Raw genomic sequence first — 18,019 nt, 5'->3', positions numbered from 1 at the left:
TGCTCAACTAAAAACCGGAAGATCTCAGTTTCCAGGCGTCCAGGCTTCATAATCACCGGTAACTTCAGGACGCTTTTCCGGAGTCAGAATGGAGCCATGCGGACGATAGGCTTCCGGCGTCCCGGTCTTGTTCGTCTGGTGCTTCTGCTGCCAGTGTTTCGGATGGTAGGTTTCCTCGGACGGCGGCGTATCGACCCGATGATGCATCCAGCCATGCCAACCCGGAGGGATCGATGAAGCTTCCGCAAGACCGTTATAGATCACCCATCGCTTGGTGCCAGCACGTTCCTTGTAGTATTTGTTGCCGAACTCGTCCTCTCCGACAAACTCACCCTTGCGCCAAGTGAAAAACCGGGTACCCATGGTTTGGCTGTTCCACCAGGTGAAGATTTCAAGCAGCAGAGTTTTCATGGCCCTCAAAAGGTCCTTCAATTGCAGATCTTTTTGCCCAAGGCGAGTGGCCTCGGAGGAATTTCGCGGAATATGGCTGGAACTGCCGCTTCTGTCCAGTGTCGCACTGCCGCACTGACGCAATAATCGACCGGTTTTGGCCTGCTGGCACTCTCTTGAAGGAAAATGCGCAAACACCGGCGAATTTCAACGCCTCCCCAAACCCTGGACCGGTCAAGATCAAGAGCTAATCCCGACCCGAAATCAGAACGCTTGCACGGCCTGACCAACGCGACAAGTCGCGATCCGAGATTGCAGACCCCACTTTGCTAGTGAAGCTTGACGCCTTTGATCGTGGAAAATTCGGCATCCCGAATATGTTTGGCGGCGGCCGACTGTTTTTTTGCACCGCCCTTCTTCACGCCGGCGAAGATGGGTCCTGAAGACGATTTCTTCTCGAATGTCTCTTCCACCACTTCTTCCACCTTGGCCCGCTTTTCGACCGCGATTCGATGATGCAGACGTGCACCTGCCAGCGACTGCATCTTCTCCGCCTGCTCGTCCATCGCCTTGCCGATGCCATAGATGTTGTAGAAACCGGAATGCTCCAGGGTCATCGGGCGATCGTCGGTCAGCAGCCAGCTGAGGCGCTTGTAAAGCGTCGATGGCGACACCGGTTTGACCAACACATGATGTGCACCGGCCCTCAGGGCCTTGTCGACCAACGGTCTGGTACCGTGTGCTGTAATGAAAATGATCGGCACGTAGCACAGCGGCTCCATGTGCCGATGGCGAACGAGACGCAGGAACTGGTAGCCGGTTGTCGGCTCCATGCGCCAATCGGTAAGAATCACATTGGGAGGTTCTGCAAGGCTGGATTCCAATGCGTCGTCGACCGAATCAAAAGTCCTCACGCGGGCGACCTTGAAGCTGAGCAGAATCGAACGGAGTATGGTTTGCATCGGCTTGCTGTCTTCGACAACAACAACGTCGATATCTTCCATCGACACCCCGAAAGCGGCGTGATGTTTCATGAAATGCGGACCCTTTTCCCTATCTGATCCGCAGTAGAACAGCCCCGGCTTAAACCCTGTTGAAATCGGCAGCAGCCATTTTCTTCAAATTTTCATAAAACCCGCTCGATAATCATCCACAGAAGGATTTGATCGCGGAAACGGCACTCCCTCTGCGAGAATGCAAGGGTAAAATTCCCAGCGATTGCGCTCTCCCCACTCCCCTCCCCATTATCCACATCGCCACACAATATTTTGCGTTTGCCCACAATCTAGGCACTACCTGTTGTCACTCGAACCTTGACCTTAAGATTTCGTTTACATTAGTTTCCTAATCATTGCGATGTGCGTAATCGGAGGCCTCTCCAGGCGCTCTGGTCATCCAAAACAGTCAAGTAACCGCGTTCCGCTTCCGTCATTCTTGATCGAATCCGGGGGACGGGATTTTGTGTGCCGGACAGAATGGTGCATGTCGTGACAAACCTGTTGAGAACCACTATATATAGTGGACCCACAAAATTGATACGCTACATACAGGTAACAGACCTGTGAGCTACGGGGCGGCATTCGGCAAAGAGGCAGGCGGAAACGCCAAGCCGGATGTGATGCGGATTTAGTCTGGTTCTGCAGGAACCGACCGGGGATACAAGGGGACTTAGAGAATGCGGATCGAGCGGCGCTATACCAAGGAAGGTCAATCGCCTTACGCAGGTATTGAATTTCGGACAGCAACAAGCGAGATCCGGAACCCGGACGGGTCTGTCGTGTTTCGGCTGGAGAACATTCAGGTTCCGGCGCAATTCTCTCAGGTTGCTTCTGACATTCTGGCGCAGAAGTATTTCCGCAAGGCTGGCGTTCCGGCCAAGCTGAAGGCTGTCGAAGAAAACACCGTCCCCTCCTGGTTGTGGCGTCATGAAGCCGATGAGGAAGCCCTTAAGGACCTGGCTGAAGACGAGCGCTTTGGCTCCGAAATTGACGGCCGTCAGGTCTTTGACCGTCTCGCCGGCACCTGGACCTACTGGGGCTGGAAGGGCGGCTACTTCGATCAGGAAGCCGACGCACATGCGTTCTATGACGAGTTACGCTACATGCTGGCGACGCAGAAGGTGGCGCCGAACTCTCCGCAGTGGTTCAACACCGGCCTGCATTGGGCCTATGGCATCGACGGCCCCAGCCAGGGTCACTTCTATGTCGATTTCCAGACCGGAAAACTGACCAAATCCAAAACCGCATACGAGCATCCGCAGCCGCATGCATGCTTCATCCAGTCCGTTGGCGACGATCTGGTGAATGAAGGCGGCATCATGGATCTTTGGGTCCGTGAAGCGCGTCTGTTCAAGTACGGTTCAGGCACGGGTTCCAACTTCTCCCATGTTCGCGCCGAAGGTGAAAAACTTTCCGGCGGTGGCAAGTCTTCCGGCCTCATGAGTTTCCTCAAGATCGGCGACCGGGCAGCCGGGGCGATCAAATCCGGCGGCACTACCCGTCGCGCGGCAAAGATGGTCGTGGTCGATGTCGACCATCCGGATATCGAGGAATACATCAACTGGAAGGTCAAGGAAGAACAGAAGGTCGCAGCCCTGGTGACCGGTTCCAAGATCTGCCAGAAGCACCTGAGCGCGATCATGCGCGCCTGCGTCAACTGCGAGGCGGACAATGGTGATTGCTTCGATCCGGCCAAGAACCCGGCGCTGAAGCGCGAAATCCGTGCCGCCAAGAAAATGATGGTGCCGGAAAACTACATCCAGCGCGTCATTCAGTTCGCCAAGCAGGGTTTCACCAAGATCGAGTTCCCGACCTTCAACACGGACTGGGATTCCGAAGCCTACCTGACCGTTGCCGGCCAGAACTCCAACAACTCCGTCCGTGTCACCGACGGTTTCCTGCAGGCGGTTCTTGAAGACAGCACCTGGGACCTGAAGGCACGCCGCTCCGACGACACGCTAAAGACCGTCAAGGCAAAGGAGCTTTGGGAGCAGATCGGCTATGCCGCGTGGGCGTCCGCCGACCCGGGCCTGCAGTACCACACCACCATCAACGACTGGCATACCTGCCTGGCCGATGGCGAAATCCGCGCGTCCAACCCGTGCTCGGAATACATGTTCCTGGACGATACCGCATGTAACCTTGCGTCCCTGAACCTGATGCAGTTCCGCAAGGAAGATCGCTCTTTCGACATCGACAATTACGAACATGCCGTCCGCCTGTGGACCATCGTTCTGGAAATTTCGGTCCTGATGGCGCAGTTCCCGTCCAAGGAAATTGCAGAACTCAGCTACAAATTCCGTACGCTCGGTCTCGGCTACGCCAATATCGGCGGACTGCTGATGACCTCCGGCATTTCCTATGACTCTCCGGAAGGCCGTGCTCTCTGTGGTGCTCTCACCGCTGTCATGACCGGTGTTTCCTACGCAACTTCGGCGGAAATGGCGGGCGAACTCGGCTCCTTCCCGGGCTACAAGAAGAACGCCAAGCACATGCTGCGGGTGATCCGCAATCATCGCCGCGCTGCCCACGGTGAGACCCACGGTTACGAGGGGCTGAACACCAATCCGGTGGCACTCGACCATGCGACCTGCCCGGATCAGGAAATCGTGGAACGGGCCAAGAAAGCCTGGGATCGTGCCCTGGAACTCGGAGAGAAAAACGGCTTCCGCAATGCGCAGTCTACGGTGATTGCCCCGACCGGCACCATCGGTCTCGTAATGGACTGCGACACCACCGGTATCGAACCTGACTTTGCTCTGGTGAAGTTCAAGAAACTCGCAGGCGGCGGATATTTCAAGATCATCAACCGCGCTGTTCCGGAAGCACTTCGTGTGCTCGGTTATTCGGAAAGTGAAATCGGCGAGATCGAAGCCTATGCGGTTGGCCATGGTTCCATCGACCAGGCCCCGGGCATCAACCCGTCCGCACTGAAATCCAAGGGCTTCACCGACGAAAGCCTCGGCAAGCTGAAAGACGGCATGAAGTCGGCCTTCGACATCAAGTTCGTCTTCAATCGCTGGACGCTTGGTGACGATCAGCTCAAGGCACTCGGAGTTTCCGAGGAGCAGTTGGAAGATGCCGAATTCGATCTGCTGTCGTTCCTAGGTTTCTCCAAGGCCGACATTGAAGCCGCCAACACGCACGTCTGCGGTGCCATGACCCTGGAAGGCGCACCCTTCCTGAAGACCGAACACTACCCGGTCTTCGACTGCGCCAATCCATGTGGCCGCATCGGCAAGCGGTTCCTCTCGGTGGAAAGCCACATCCGCATGATGGCTGCAGCACAGCCGTTCATCTCCGGTGCGATCTCCAAGACGATCAACATGCCGAACGATGCGACCGTTGAGGACTGCAAGGAAGCCTACATGCTGTCCTGGAAGCTGGCACTGAAAGCCAATGCGCTTTACCGCGACGGCTCGAAACTGTCCCAGCCGCTCAACGCCCAGCTTCTGGCTGACGACGAGGACGACCAGGACGAGGCAGCGGAAGAACTGGCAGCCAAGCCACAGGCCGCAAAAGCTGAAGTTGTCGCCGAGCGCATCGTGGAACGCATCGTGGAACGCGTTGTTCGCGAACAGGAAAAACTGCCGGCACGCCGCAAGGGCTACACCCAGAAGGCCAAGATCGGTGGCCACACCGTGTTCCTGCGGACCGGCGAGTACGATGACGGCCGCCTCGGCGAAATCTTCCTTGATATGAACAAGGAAGGCTCCGCGCTGCGCGCCTTCATCAACAACTTCGCCATCTCCGTATCGCTCGGCTTGCAATACGGTGTGCCGCTTGAGGAATATGTCGACGCGTTCACCTTCACCAAGTTCGAACCGGCCGGCATGGTTCAGGGCAACGATGCGATCAAGAACGCAACGTCGATCCTCGACTACGTGTTCCGTGAGCTTGCGGTCTCCTATCTCGGTCGTCACGATCTTGCCCACGTACCGCCGGAAGTCTTCGGCAATTCGGGAGTAAGCGCATCTTCTTCTGAAGATCGCGGCCAGGGTGGTCAGATTGTCTCCCACGGTCTTGTGCGTGGCCAGACCGAACGTTTCCGCATCGTACCGGGTTCCGAACCGGCTGGAGAAACCACCGAGGCAATCTCCGTTCAGACGGCGAGCACTCCGGCAGCCCAGGTCTCCGCAGTGGCCACGGCCTTTGCACGGGGAGCTGAAACGGCTGCTGCAGTGGAAGTTACCTCCGCCCCTGCCCCGCAAGTTTCAACGGCTGCTCAGCAAATCGCTCAGGCACGCATGAAAGGATATGAAGGCGAAAGCTGCGCCGAATGCGGCAACTTCACCATGGTCCGAAACGGCACCTGCCTGAAATGCGACACCTGCGGCTCCACAAGCGGCTGCAGCTGATCCAGGGCATTGGTTTAGCTGTCCCGAGTCGCAAAGGATTGACTAATTGGGTCAATAAACAGCTCAAAACGGAATAACGGACGAACTTGGGTTTCCTGAGAAGCCAAACCCGGTTGGGCCAAAACCACAATCAACCAATTCCGGGCACCAAGAGGTGCCCGGAATACACCTCTCAAGAACAAAGCATGAAACAAACGTCAAAGATGTAAACAAAATGCCAGTTCCCGCGTAACCATGAGGTATCCCAATCATGAACGTGCACGTGAATTCCATCGAGAACTTCCTTAAAGCTCTGGTGAAAGAGCTTGAGGTTCCTGACAACAGATATGATCAGGCCCAGACGAGTTACACTTCACTTGGGGAATGGCTTCATCGCCCTGAAAGCACGGTCCGTAAGTACGATCCTCAGGTCTACTGCCAAGGTTCGTTCCGGTTGGGTACTGCGATCCGTCCACATACGGACGAAGAAGAGTATGACGTCGACTCTGTCGTAGAGCTTCGCACTCTGACCAAGCGCGACAAGACCCAGCAAGAACTGAAGGCGATGCTCGGCGTCGAGATCAGGGCCTATCACGATGCCAAGGGCATGGTCAAACCTGTCCGGGAAGGTAATCGCTGCTGGGTTCTGGACTATGCCGACGGTGCCCAGTTCCACATGGATGTGGTGCCAGCTGTTCCAAACACCGAGCAACAGAGAACCCTTCTCGAAGCCAAGATGCTTGACACGAGTTGGGTATCGACTGCGATTTCCATCACGGACAAGCGGGAGCCAAACTATTGGATAATCTCGGAGGACTGGCCCAGATCCAATCCGAAAGGCTATTCTTATTGGTTCGCATCCAGACAAGCGGTAGTGTTCGAACGCCGCAAGCGGGCGGTACTGGAGGAAATGCAGAAGCAAGGCTTCCGCGCAAGTGTGGAGGATTTGCCGGACTTCAAAGTCAAGACGCCGCTTCAATCTGCAATCATGATCCTCAAAAGGCACCGGGACAACATGTTTGCCCGGAACCTGGATCTGGGTCCAATTTCCATCATTATCACCACACTCTCGGCTCATGCGTATGAGAACCAGGACACGATCTCTGGCGCACTGTTCACGATCCTTGATCGAATGGATCAGTTCATCGTCCATGACGGCGAGAAATACATCATCGCAAACCCTACCGACCCGTTCGAAAACTTCGCTGACAAGTGGGAACATGAACCGCAGAAGGCCGACGCGTTTTTCCAATGGCTGCGCCAGGCTCGTGCCGACTTCGGGGCAGCAGCACAGGCAACGAACTACAAGGGCATGGCCGATGCCGTCTATCAAAGGATGGGATACCGAGCCGCAACCAGCGCGGTTGACCGGCTCACCGGAGGATCACGCCTGCTGCGTGCAGCAACTGGTGTATCTGCGGCAGGCGCAGGCACCGTTGGAGCCCCTAGTTTCGCTAATGCCGACCGTCGACCAACGAAGCCTCAGGGCTATGCATGATCTGGTGGTTGGAGAATCGGGATAGGGCAAGGGCGGAGAAGGCTGCATTCACCGCCCTACAGGAAGAGCATGATTGGCTGAAGAACGTGCGCGTCAAGCACCTCGACAACTTACAGCTCTGTGTGGACGTGGAGATCCTGCATGGCGGGGAAAAATTTGCACTAGCGGTGATATACCCAATTACGTTTCCTGACACCCCGCCTATCGTTTTACCCCATGGCGAAATTCAGCTTTCCGCCCACCAATATGGCCCTGGTGGGGAACTTTGTCTCCAGTGGCGTCCGGACAATTGGGATCCCGCTGTCACTGGGGCAATGATGGTCGAAAGCGCTCACGGTCTGATTGCTGCTGAGCGCAGTGCCGAAGGAGAGGCCACTGCCGTTCCTTCTGAGCATCGCTCATCGCTTGGAGCGGAGTTACGCTTCGAGACCTGGCGGCTTATGGTTCCGGAAGGTGCGTGGTCTTCACTTGAAGGACAGCTCCCTGAGGCCGTGTTCGAAATTTCCCTTACGATTACTGCACGTAGGACACACCGGGTGGCTCATCTGAGATCAATCGGAGCACAAGGCAACGAGGTTTGGATATCGCCTCAGCCCGCGCCTAATGCACCCAGAGGACGAACCGGCTACTTGTTGCGGACGGCGCAAGACATGAGCGTGTTAGCACTGTATGAAGGCGGCGAATTCGAAGACCTTGCCAAACGCATCCCCGAAATCTCCTCTCTTCTTGAAACGCAGGAGTGGCCTTTCATTATCGTTCTCGAAAAGAGCGGACGTAAGACCGCCTTTGATATAGTTCGTAGCGAGAACGATCTTCCGTTATTGATTCCTTATCGGATCGTTGAGGAGGAGGTGCTCGCGCAACGTTCTGCCTCGAATCGAGAGGCAATCTCCCAAAATCGTGTCGCCATTGTGGGTTGCGGTTCGATTGGTTCGAAGATCGCAGCGTCTCTTGCTCGCGCTGGTGTCAGGAAATTCCTCCTCGTAGACGAAGACATATTGCTGACAGGGAATCTGGTAAGGAACGAACTCGACGCGTGGGCAATTGGTTGGCACAAGGTCGATGCTTTAGCCGACAGGATCGGCCAGATCGTCACCGACATCGATATCGACACGAGGCGGGTCGCACTCGGCAGTCAGACCTCCGCACTTGCGATGGATTCCACACTTGAATCGATCGGCGAATGCGACCTCATCGTCGATGCGACGGCGACTCCGACTTCGTTCAATTTGTGCGCTGGTGCTGCAAAGCGAAACAGGAAGCCGATGATTTGGGCGGAGGTTTTCGGTGGTGGGATCGGCGGGATCATCGCAAGAGCGCGGCCTAACACTGATCCCTACCCGTTAGCGGCAAGGAATCAGATTACAACGTGGTGCGACGATCATGGAATTCCTTGGCAGACCGAAACCGGAAACCCGTACGAGATTAACGGAGACGACAAGCCGCCCTTCATCGCTGACGACGCCGATGTCTCTATTATTGCCGCCCATGCAACGCGACTTGCCCTCGACATCCTTCAAGGCGAAGAAACGTCATTTCCCAATTCCGCCTATGCGATCGGCTTAAAGAAAGCTTGGATCTTCGAAGCACCCTTCGACACTTGGCCGATCGACCTGCAACCAACGGGGCCCTGGGAGGAACCGATTGCTGCGCAAAGCGAAGAAGATATCAGAACACTTATGTCAGATCTCATCGACGAGGAAACTTCGTGACCGTGCAGTTGGTCCTTCCTCGGGCGATCGTGGATAGGATGAAGAACATGCTAGCTTGTGCCGCCGACAAAGAAATTGGAGGTATCTTGATGGCACGACAAATCACGCCTGGACAATTCGAGATCGTCGACTTCTCCGTCGATGAACTGACGGGCAAACGGGCACAATTCGTCAGGGACCATGTCTTTCACAACACGTTCCTAGATGCGTTCTTCGAAAAGACCGGTTACGACTACGAGAAATACAACTATATCGGCGAATGGCACTCGCATCCCAAGCTTCCAATTTATCCAAGCCTCACCGACCTGAAATCCATGGAGGATCTCGTGAATGGAGAGCGCCAGATCCCGTTCGCTGTCCTGCTCATCGTCAGGTCTGACACGCCACGGGAGTTCCTCGCGATCGCAACTTTCCACCAAAATGGAGCAATTCCCGAGCCGGTACGGATCAAATCAGAGTTCTAAAAGTCGGCTTGCTTCGACAAACGAATGTCTCGGCGTTTCTGCGTCATCACCAAAATCCTACGCAGACCAAGAGGGGCGGTGGAGGAACTCGCCTAGGACTTGCCGCTCTCATCACCGAACTCAGTGGAAAATTGATCATCGGAGCAATTAACCGTGGCAACTACTTGTTCAAACTGGATCATCGACATGACTGTCTTGAAATATAACGCGCAATTTCCATCGAGGTCAGCGAACAGTCTATCTGAACCGGATACCGACGAACGGGACAACGGCATGTGGATTGTGGACTGGACAGTACCATGGACATTCGTGTGCCTGCGCAATCGCAAGTTTTCTCACATTTGCAGTTTTGGACGCATTAAAAGTGCGACTGAGTCAAATTTTTCTAGAGAGGCAACTCCGCGGAGTATGGAGATGCCGAATGCCTAAACGCAGAGGGAACACGCGAGACACCACGAAGATGGTCGTGTGGGGTCGCGCCGGCGGTCGCTGCCAATACAGAAACTGTAATGAGCGGCTGGATGGAGACCTTGTTTCGGGAAATCTTGCACGAAACAAAAGTTATGTGGCGCATATTGTTGCCGCTGATCCTGGTGGGGAACGCGGCGATCCGGTACTCTCCTTTGAATTGGCTGATGATCCGGAAAACCTGATGCTAATGTGCGATGCCCATCATCGCGAAATTGATGATACAGAAAAACTCAGCATCTACACGGTCGAAGTACTGAGAGAAATGAAGCGCGAGCATGAGATGCGCGTGGATCAACTTCTTTCAATTAGGACGGCAAAGAAGTCTAAGATTCTCCAAGTCAGCGCACCAATCGGTGAAAATGAGACGGCAGTATCCTTCGACGATTGCACTTATGCCGTCACGTCGGAGTCGATCCTTGCCGACCGCGTTCCGGTTGAAATCAAGATCCGTGGCATGCGCCACAAGGATACCGATCCAGATTACTATAATACTGAAATAAGCAATCTGAGATCTCGCTTTGACCGAGAAATCCGGGGGCAATATGAGGACGGATTGATTGAACACCTCTCTGTTTTTGGGCTAGCTCCGATCCCAATTCTTATGGAACTGGGTCGCTTGATCTCGGACATTTCTGATGCAACCGTTTTCATGCGTCACCGGGAACCGAAACCTCAGTGGGCGTGGCCCAATGACGGGCCTGGCCTATCGTTCTCAAGGTCCAAGGGACCGGCAGGAAGCAATACGGTGGCTTTAAAACTCTCGGTATCCGCCGCAATTAAAGATGAGCGTGTCAAACAGGTGCTCGGCGACGATATTTCCATCTGGGAAATTCGAAGCGACCGGTTTGGTACGGGAGTACTTCGCCACCAGAGTAATTTGACTGGGTATCGTCTGCTGGTTGGTCGCGTATTCGATGAAATTAGGGAACAACATGGGAAAGAGGTCGAACTTTCAGTTTTTCCGGCCATACCGATAGCTTGCGCCATCGAATTTGGACGCGTTTGGCAACCAAAGGCGCATCCTGGTTTTCGAATTTTTGACGAAACCCAGGCTGAGGGTTTTATCAAAAGGCATCAGATTGGCATCATTTCGTCGAAAACTACTAGATAATCCCTTTCAACGATCTCGTACCAACGTCTGAGCAAACTGAAAAATTCGGACCATCGCAAGCGTATCTAGTTCACAGTAAGCCAGAAGCGCCGTTCGCAGTTGCGCCCGCTTTTCCGAATCTTCTTCGTTGATCATCTTGTTCCAGCCGTCCATTGCCGCGGTTCCGTCAGCAATCTCCATCCCTTCATAACTCAAATCCGGAACGACAACTGGAAGGACCTTCTTGATGGATGTCGATCCATTGAAACGGATGTCGACATACCCCGTCTTGAACACATCCATCAGATCTACAGTTCGATCGACCAGGCCAAGGAGGAAGTCCCGCTGGTTCGGGAAGGCGTTCGCCATCTCCTTGTTACGCGTGTTTTCGAACGCCTTGTTCCAGGTGACAACTGATCCAGTCGCGCCAATTGCTCCTTGTAGGGTTTCCACCAATTGACGCGGCGACTCCGGTTGATCGGCTAGATACTCAAAGTGATCAATCCCTCCATGTTCATGCAGAACATGGAGGGAAAACTGAAAGGGCAGCTGCTCTTGTGGCCCTGTCCCATCAACGATGGGGATTGCAGAAGCGTAGGTTTCGTAGTCGAGAAAATAGAGTGGGTACTCCAATACGCTGATGAAGTTTTCGATATCGGCGACATCTACAAAGGGGTTCTTGACATTGTGAGCCTGAATGATCGGCCGCTGGAGACGCGTAACCTCATTGAGTTCAATCTGATCCAAGCCAAACCGCCCCTCCGAAACGAAGTTCTCAAGCTTCCTGCCAGACAACCTCGGAAGCGAATAAATCGAATATTTAGGGATCCCCGGATTGAAGTAGCCGAAGCTGTCGCAGTGATGAGAACGACTGAGGGTCAGGCATCTACACGAACTCTCATCAATCGCCGCTTCGTTGAGAAGCGCTAGGGCGTCTGTAATCTGCTGTTCTGTCTCCGCAAGAAGGCCCTTAACCCGGGTCGTCTCATCAGCGAAGGTCAGTAGGCCTGCCGGATCAATTTCGCCGTTACGGACGTAGTCCTTGTTCAAATGCACGATGAAAATATTTCTGACTTTGCGACCCGTTTTCACGGCAACGATTGTCTGGAAAGCCGCGTCCTTCAGTTGGTTATGAGGGTTGCTATCCTTCACGCTCGTCGAGGACTTGATCTCGAAAATATCGACTGTCCCATCTTCGTTTGCTCGAAGCATATCCGCCCGCGCATGGAGCCCCTCACCCGTCTCGAAAACATCCTGAAAGGAACATGCCTCAGCATCCGGCCAGCCTTGGACCAACTGGCGCACATAATTTTCGACCAGGTAACCCTCTGCGGCCAACTTTTTCGCATACTCGGAAAATTCGCCCTCAGGATAGACTTCCGGTTTTCGCTGCTTGAGCCAAAGCGACTTTGGACAACTAAGATACTGAATAAAATCGGTTTTCGTAAGCATTACGATCCCTCACACTTTGCCGGAACTATTATTCCGAGAAATTGCCTGGATTTTCAATTCCTGATTTAATTGAAAAATCGTAAGTCGATTCTGACTTCTAAGGACCTAGGGTTGAGATCGTATGGGGAAGAACATTGTCGTATGCTGTGACGGCACCGGAAACCAGATCGAGATAAATCTATCGAATGTTCTAAAATTATTCAGAGTTTCCAGGAAAAATGAAGAGCAACGCGTCTATTACAACGCAGGCATCGGGACAATCGGCTCAAGCGATGCCTGGGCCCGCTACCGCCAAAACGCAAAAGCCATATTTGAGCTGGCCACAGGGTATGGCCTAGATGACGATATCCTTGCCCCATATGAATTCATATGTCGCAACTATGACGACGGCGATCAGATATATCTGTTCGGTTTCAGCCGCGGAGCTTATACAGCTCGCGCCCTCGCAGGCCTGATCCATATGATCGGCCTCATTCCTATCGACCAACAGAATATCGCGAGCTACGCCCTTCGCGCCTACAAACAAGCAAGTTTTGACGGCGACTTCACCATTCCTTGGCACTTCTCAAAAGTGTCTGGAGCGAAACCGGTACGGATCAAATTCCTTGGAGTTTGGGACACAGTCGCATCTGTCATTGTACCGCGCCCAGACCGTCTGATTCCCCAACTTCTTACCCTCCCATACACGCGAAAGAACCCAAGCGTCGAAGTATTCCGTCACGCGATGGCAATCGACGAAAGGCGGCGAATGTTTCGGCTCAATCGCTGGGAAGAACCACAGCCTTTTGTAAAAAATCCCTTCGACAAGAAGGCTGAACCGATTGCCCAGGATATAAAACAAGTTTGGTTTTCGGGATGCCACTCTGATATTGGCGGAGGCTATCCAGAAGAAGAGAGCGGATTGGCAAAATATCCCCTTGATTGGATGCTCCGAGAGGCGATTACCCATGGCTTGAAGGTCAATCAGGCAATGCGAAACTATATCGTGCTCGGCAGAGCGCGTATGGGCTCAAAGGTGCGCTTTACCAAACCAGATCATACGGCAGATGCGCATGACTCGCTCACCAGAGGATGGCGTCCCCTCGAGTATCTCCCAAGGTCCGTGAAATGGATGGAATGGCCACGACGAAAATTCGCGGGAATGTACTTGCCGCTAGCTGAGCCGCGGGTAATCGAAGATCCAGAAAGAAAACCATTGGTTCACAAGTCCGCTGTCGACCGGAGGAATGAAACGGACTACGGACCGGATAACTTCCCAGCGGACTTTGAAATCGAGCAATGATTTCGAAGCGTAACTTGAGGCCGGGCATTCCGTGTTTGTGCACGATCTAGAGCTGGTTTACGGAAATAAATGGATTCAATTTTGGCCAAAGTCATAGGGACAGTCACCTACTTCCCTTCATACTCGCGCATGTTCATTCACAGTCGCACTGTGTTGCAATCGGCTGCCACCACCAAACTTCTCCATTTCAATTGTACTAGCAGCGATTAAAACTGATCCTTTGAAATAGAAATATCGAACGTGTGGATTCTTGACCGTAAATCCCGACTATGCAACCCCTGGTACATTCGCAGGGGAAATGATTCTTTGTTCTATTCGAACCACACGTTGACGAGGGATTTTGGTGATCACCACTGGGCGGTCGTCAAGGAAATCTGCAACCTCAAGAATGCCGACGATGCGTTTATCCTCCATGCCGTTGACGTAATACGCCAAGCCTACGGTGAAGAAGAAGTCCGCAGGATCGCGGAAGGAGCAAGTCTGACTGTGCCAGAACCAGCTGAAGGAATTGGCGAGTCCTTCGACCTTTCCGCGGTAATGAGTGCCTTCCGCAAGGCTCTTCCCGATCCCGAGGCAGAGGGTAATAAACCTTCACAACTCACTAACTATCGATCTGAAACCGCCGAGCTTATCGCACGGGCCGCATTGGCTCGCGTCTACGGTTTCGAGCTTCCGCCGGCACTACACGCGACTAAGGGTAATCGGGCGCAGCCCATCCTTGGCCTCGACGGCTGGACAGTAATACGAACCAATCCTGAGGGATTGTCGTTAGCACTCATTCAAGTGAAAGCCACTGATGATAACAGGCGCCCACCTGGCGAGGCGGCCAAGTTGGTAAGTGAATGCGGCAAAGCAGTCACAGACAAGGCAAAGTTAAGCAGTTACCTAATGGCCTGTACGGTACGATGCAGGGGGACAGAATACGCGGCCATGATCCTCGGCATGGTTCAGGAACTAGAGAAAAACGGCCAGATTAAAAATTTAATATTGTCGCCGGTGATTATTCGTGGCGAAGTAGAGGCAGACTTGGAAGATTTGAGGTCGCTGCGTGACGCGACAGTATCCTATTTGCATGCTAAAGCCCGCGGCATGACCCTCTCACTGGGGGCTGAGCTCACGGCTTTAGGTCGTACAGCAATGGCGAAAGCTCGAGCAGATGACTGATGTGACACCAATCTTCGATGGGGAGTACTTGGACAAACTGGTATCCCGGTTCGATGACGATGTCTTCCAGTCGTCATTTAATGTAACACAAGACCCTGACCTAACCCAGCTCATCCAGCTAAAGCTAGGTTCTATGCTCGGATACGAGGAATGGATAGCTGACACCGAAGTAGGCTATTCGACCGTAGCAAATTTAGATGACAGCAAGTCGGCCAGTCGTGTGTTCGACCGCTGGTTAGCCTATATCATTACGGCATATCCCCACAGACCCATTGATCTGAACGATCTGTTCCTGATGTCGACCTCCGCATTACTGGCGCGGCGACCGACAGAACTGAGACACGTTCTCAGATTGAGCCCGATATCAGCTGTCATCGAAGCCGCAAGCTCTGAAGAGCACGGCTGGCCTAGCCAACTCAGAGAAACGGTTTCGCGAGCGTTGATGTTAGTGGCACGGCAATCCGGCCGAGTTGATGTCCAGGAGGCGCGTAATCGGATCGATGAATTGCGTGCATTGCAAAAAGCCGTTGAAGGAGATTGGCTAGTCGAAGCGGAGCGCCCGCAACAGTCTGCGTTAGAATTACTCGCGCTCTACCATTGCGCGCAGGCAGCCATCGTCCTTGCCGACTACGTGCTCGACGGTACTTATGTCGGGAGTCGAGGCCGGGCGGTTAATGTGGGAACTGAGCTGCGCACCTTGTTGCGCAAATCAGGCGAATACGCCGACATGAGCTCGGAACCAGGTTTGATGACTTGGACAAAGTCAGTGTCTCTCATAATCGAGAAATTGCGTTCGGATTCCATCTGGACAAACGGATTGAACATCAATTCGAAGATCGACCAGCTAGTAAAATCTTTCAGTCGGCGGGATGGTGCGATCTTAAGTATGTTACCATCTCAGCAAGAAGCTCTCGGCCAAAACCTGCTCGATGCGCAGCGTGAGGCCCTAGTGCTTCAAATGCCCACAAGTTCTGGCAAAACTCTGATGGCCGAACTGTCAATCCTCCAGACTCTATCGAGTTACGGCCCTGCAAAGGTGGTGTACCTCACACCTACCCGTGCCCTGGCCACACAGGTCAAGCGCACCCTTAGCTCCGACTTTGCCGACCTTGATATCGATGTGACTGCGGCGGGCAGTGCATTCGAAGAGGATCCATTTGAGTTGGCACTTCTTCAGGCCGCAAGTGGAGTAGTAGTTTCAACACCAGAGAAACTTGACCTTTTGCTGAGATCTCATCCGGATTGGTTCGAAAACGTTCGGCTCGTAATCGTGGATGAAGCCCATCTTTTGAAAGACGGTGAGCGCGGTGCCCGGCTTGAACTACTGCTAGCAAATCTTCGGCGAGAGCATATACATGTGAGGTTGCTTCTACTGACACCCTTTGTCGAAAACGCTGAGGAAGTGGCAGCTTGGCTAAGTGAAGATCGCGGTAGCGATGTAGATGTTAGCTGGCGCCCTGCTCGGTTGATCGTAGGGTTAGCCTCTGTAAAAGGTAGGCTCTCGACAAAACGTTGGGAAGTCGAGTGGAAGGAACCTCATCGAGCCTCCTCATTGACCAACACTGTCATGTACTTTCGAGAAGACGAACGTGAGGCATTTCGCGAAAGTACCTCAGCCCGGACAAAAGCAATTTGCCTGAGCAAGCGCCTAAGGTCTATAGGCCCATCCCTCGCTATGTTCCCCTCATCGCGTATCTCAGCTGAACAGTCAGCCCTGCAAATGGCGACCGACAAATCAGAGATTGATATTGAAAGAGCACCACCCGAACTGCGTGTAGCGCTTGCCTTGGCGTTGGAGGAATATGGCTCGGATAGCGATCTAGCAAAATGTCTACGCAAAGGCGTCGCGTTCCATCATTCTGCGCTAAGCAGCGAGCTTCGCTATCTGGTCGAGCGCCTTGCTGGTGATGGGACACTGGATTTCATCGCTGCCACCACAACTTTAGCACAGGGTATGAATTTCCCAGTTTCAAGCGTCGTAATCCACTCTGTTCATAAACCCAGGGCAGGCCCACTCAGCCCTGCGGAGTTCTGGAACATAGCAGGACGCGCGGGTCGCGTGGGACTGTCAGAACGAGGTGTCGTTGTTTTTGCTAACTCTGATCACAGAGATAAGTGGGAGAGCTATACCCAATACCTTTCCGAAAAGATGGAATCTGCGATGGCCGAGGCCGTCTTCAAAGTTCGTGAAGCAGATCCCGTTAAATGGTCATATAAACAACACGAAGGCATACGCCCTTTCATCCAATACATTGGCCATTCAGTAGCGAGGCAAGGTGCGAATGCTACCGCAAGCGAGCTTGAAAGACTGGTCACTGCCAGCTTTGCAGGAAAGTCTCGAAAGGTTCGAGCAGCCTTATTACGTTTAGCACGACAGTACCTCACAGAGATCGCCAACAAGTCACGCAGTTTCATGAAGGTAGCCGATCAGACCGGCTTAGCTTCATTCAGCTTTGATGAACTCTATGCAAATATCTCGAACAATCCTGTTTTGGCTACGGCAGGAGCCGCGGAGTTGGGGCGCCCTGATGGAATGCAGCACTTGATCGACGCATTAGCGAAGTTGCCTGAGCTCTCGCTTGCATTGGAAAAAGGTCATGGCGACATTGATACCGCAGCAGTTGCCAAAGTCGTTCACCGCTGGATCAACGGCGCGAGCATAAAGGAAATTTCTACATCTTTCCCAGGTGCTACAGAAGCGGAAAAAGTTCGGGAGGCTGGAAAGTACGTGTTCGCAAAGGTGTCGCAAACTGTCTCTTGGGGTACACATGCGTACCTTCGAGGGCGCGCGATGCTATCGGGTAACGAGCAACTGCTGACAGAAGAACATCGTATGCTTCCGGCATACATCCAGTATGGTGTGAACAATCCCGCCTCGGTTCTCGCCTCGGTTCTCGGCATCCCCAGACAGCTTGCACCACGTTTCGCCGATCTATACAGTGAGCGTAACGGCGAACTCCAGCCGGAAGATGGTGATAGATTCAAGAACTTTCTACAGCAGGGGTCCGTCGAACTCTGGCGAGATGCAATTTCAGGCAGTACGCTTGCGGACCGTGTATCTGCATCAGACTTGCGAAGTGTCTGGCGCGACGCCCAGGGTCTCAAGAGCAATTCCCCGCTCAGCAGGCCTAGACCCCAACCCTAACATCAAAAAGAAACGT

General features: G+C 53.5%; 11 protein-coding genes. 8 read left to right on the top strand and 3 right to left on the bottom strand.

The genetic code is table 11. The features are described 5' to 3' along the window. Positions 1–24: 24 nt before the first annotated feature. Both ABLQ08_RS14165 and ABLQ08_RS14160 read right to left on the bottom strand, forming a co-directional pair. Positions 25–411, bottom strand: a complete 387-nt coding sequence (locus tag ABLQ08_RS14165; RefSeq protein ID WP_352943372.1) for an NADH:ubiquinone oxidoreductase subunit NDUFA12 — start codon at positions 409–411, stop codon at positions 25–27. Positions 412–719: 308 nt separating this feature from the next. Further along, a complete protein-coding gene (locus tag ABLQ08_RS14160) occupies positions 720–1,424 on the bottom strand; it encodes a response regulator (protein ID WP_352943370.1) in 705 nt (234 codons plus the stop codon). Positions 1,425–2,065: 641 nt separating this feature from the next. On the opposite strand from ABLQ08_RS14160, the gene ABLQ08_RS14155 reads away from it, so the two are divergent. The 5 genes from ABLQ08_RS14155 to ABLQ08_RS14135 all read left to right on the top strand — a co-directional run bounded on the left by ABLQ08_RS14155 (position 2,066) and on the right by ABLQ08_RS14135 (position 10,981). After that, complete coding sequence (locus ABLQ08_RS14155) at positions 2,066–5,746, top strand: vitamin B12-dependent ribonucleotide reductase (RefSeq protein WP_352943367.1); 3,681 nt, start codon at positions 2,066–2,068, stop codon at positions 5,744–5,746. A gap of 250 nt (positions 5,747–5,996) precedes the next feature. After that, entirely contained in the window at positions 5,997–7,223 is a 1,227-nt protein-coding gene (locus tag ABLQ08_RS14150) for a nucleotidyltransferase domain-containing protein (protein ID WP_352943364.1), read from the top strand. Next, complete coding sequence (locus tag ABLQ08_RS14145; protein ID WP_352943361.1) at positions 7,220–8,935, top strand: ThiF family adenylyltransferase; 1,716 nt, start codon at positions 7,220–7,222, stop codon at positions 8,933–8,935. The genes ABLQ08_RS14150 and ABLQ08_RS14145 overlap by 4 nt, the downstream gene beginning before the upstream one ends. Further along, entirely contained in the window at positions 8,932–9,399 is a 468-nt protein-coding gene (locus ABLQ08_RS14140; protein WP_352943358.1) for a Mov34/MPN/PAD-1 family protein, read from the top strand. The genes ABLQ08_RS14145 and ABLQ08_RS14140 overlap by 4 nt, the downstream gene beginning before the upstream one ends. Positions 9,400–9,820: 421 nt before the next feature. Next, on the top strand, positions 9,821–10,981 hold the full coding sequence (locus ABLQ08_RS14135; protein ID WP_352943356.1) for an SAVED domain-containing protein: 1,161 nt from the start codon (positions 9,821–9,823) through the stop codon (positions 10,979–10,981). A gap of 6 nt (positions 10,982–10,987) precedes the next feature. Here the strand turns inward: ABLQ08_RS14135 and ABLQ08_RS14130 are convergent, their stop codons facing one another. Then, the gene (locus ABLQ08_RS14130) at positions 10,988–12,412 is read right to left on the bottom strand and encodes a DUF2779 domain-containing protein (protein ID WP_352943354.1); all 1,425 of its coding nucleotides are present in this window, start codon (positions 12,410–12,412) and stop codon (positions 10,988–10,990) included. Positions 12,413–12,533: 121 nt separating this feature from the next. Between ABLQ08_RS14130 and ABLQ08_RS14125 the strand changes: the two genes are divergently transcribed. The 3 genes from ABLQ08_RS14125 (at position 12,534) to ABLQ08_RS14115 (ending at position 18,003) form a co-directional block, all read left to right on the top strand. Beyond that, positions 12,534–13,694 carry a T6SS phospholipase effector Tle1-like catalytic domain-containing protein gene (locus ABLQ08_RS14125; RefSeq protein WP_352943351.1) on the top strand — a complete coding sequence of 387 codons (1,161 nt, stop codon included), beginning with the start codon at positions 12,534–12,536 and terminating at the stop codon, positions 13,692–13,694. 306 nt (positions 13,695–14,000) lie between these two features. Then, on the top strand, positions 14,001–14,858 hold the full coding sequence (locus tag ABLQ08_RS14120) for a hypothetical protein (RefSeq protein WP_352943348.1): 858 nt from the start codon (positions 14,001–14,003) through the stop codon (positions 14,856–14,858). Beyond that, a complete protein-coding gene (locus ABLQ08_RS14115; RefSeq protein ID WP_352943345.1) occupies positions 14,851–18,003 on the top strand; it encodes a DEAD/DEAH box helicase in 3,153 nt (1,050 codons plus the stop codon). Before ABLQ08_RS14120 ends, ABLQ08_RS14115 begins: the two co-directional genes overlap by 8 nt. Positions 18,004–18,019: the final 16 nt, after the last annotated feature.

The organism is Roseibium sp. SCP14, assembly GCF_040329475.1.
In the GTDB taxonomy this organism is placed as follows: domain Bacteria; phylum Pseudomonadota; class Alphaproteobacteria; order Rhizobiales; family Stappiaceae; genus Roseibium.
The sequence above is the reverse complement of the archived record's forward strand: the minus strand, read 5'-3'. Positions and strand labels throughout refer to the sequence as shown.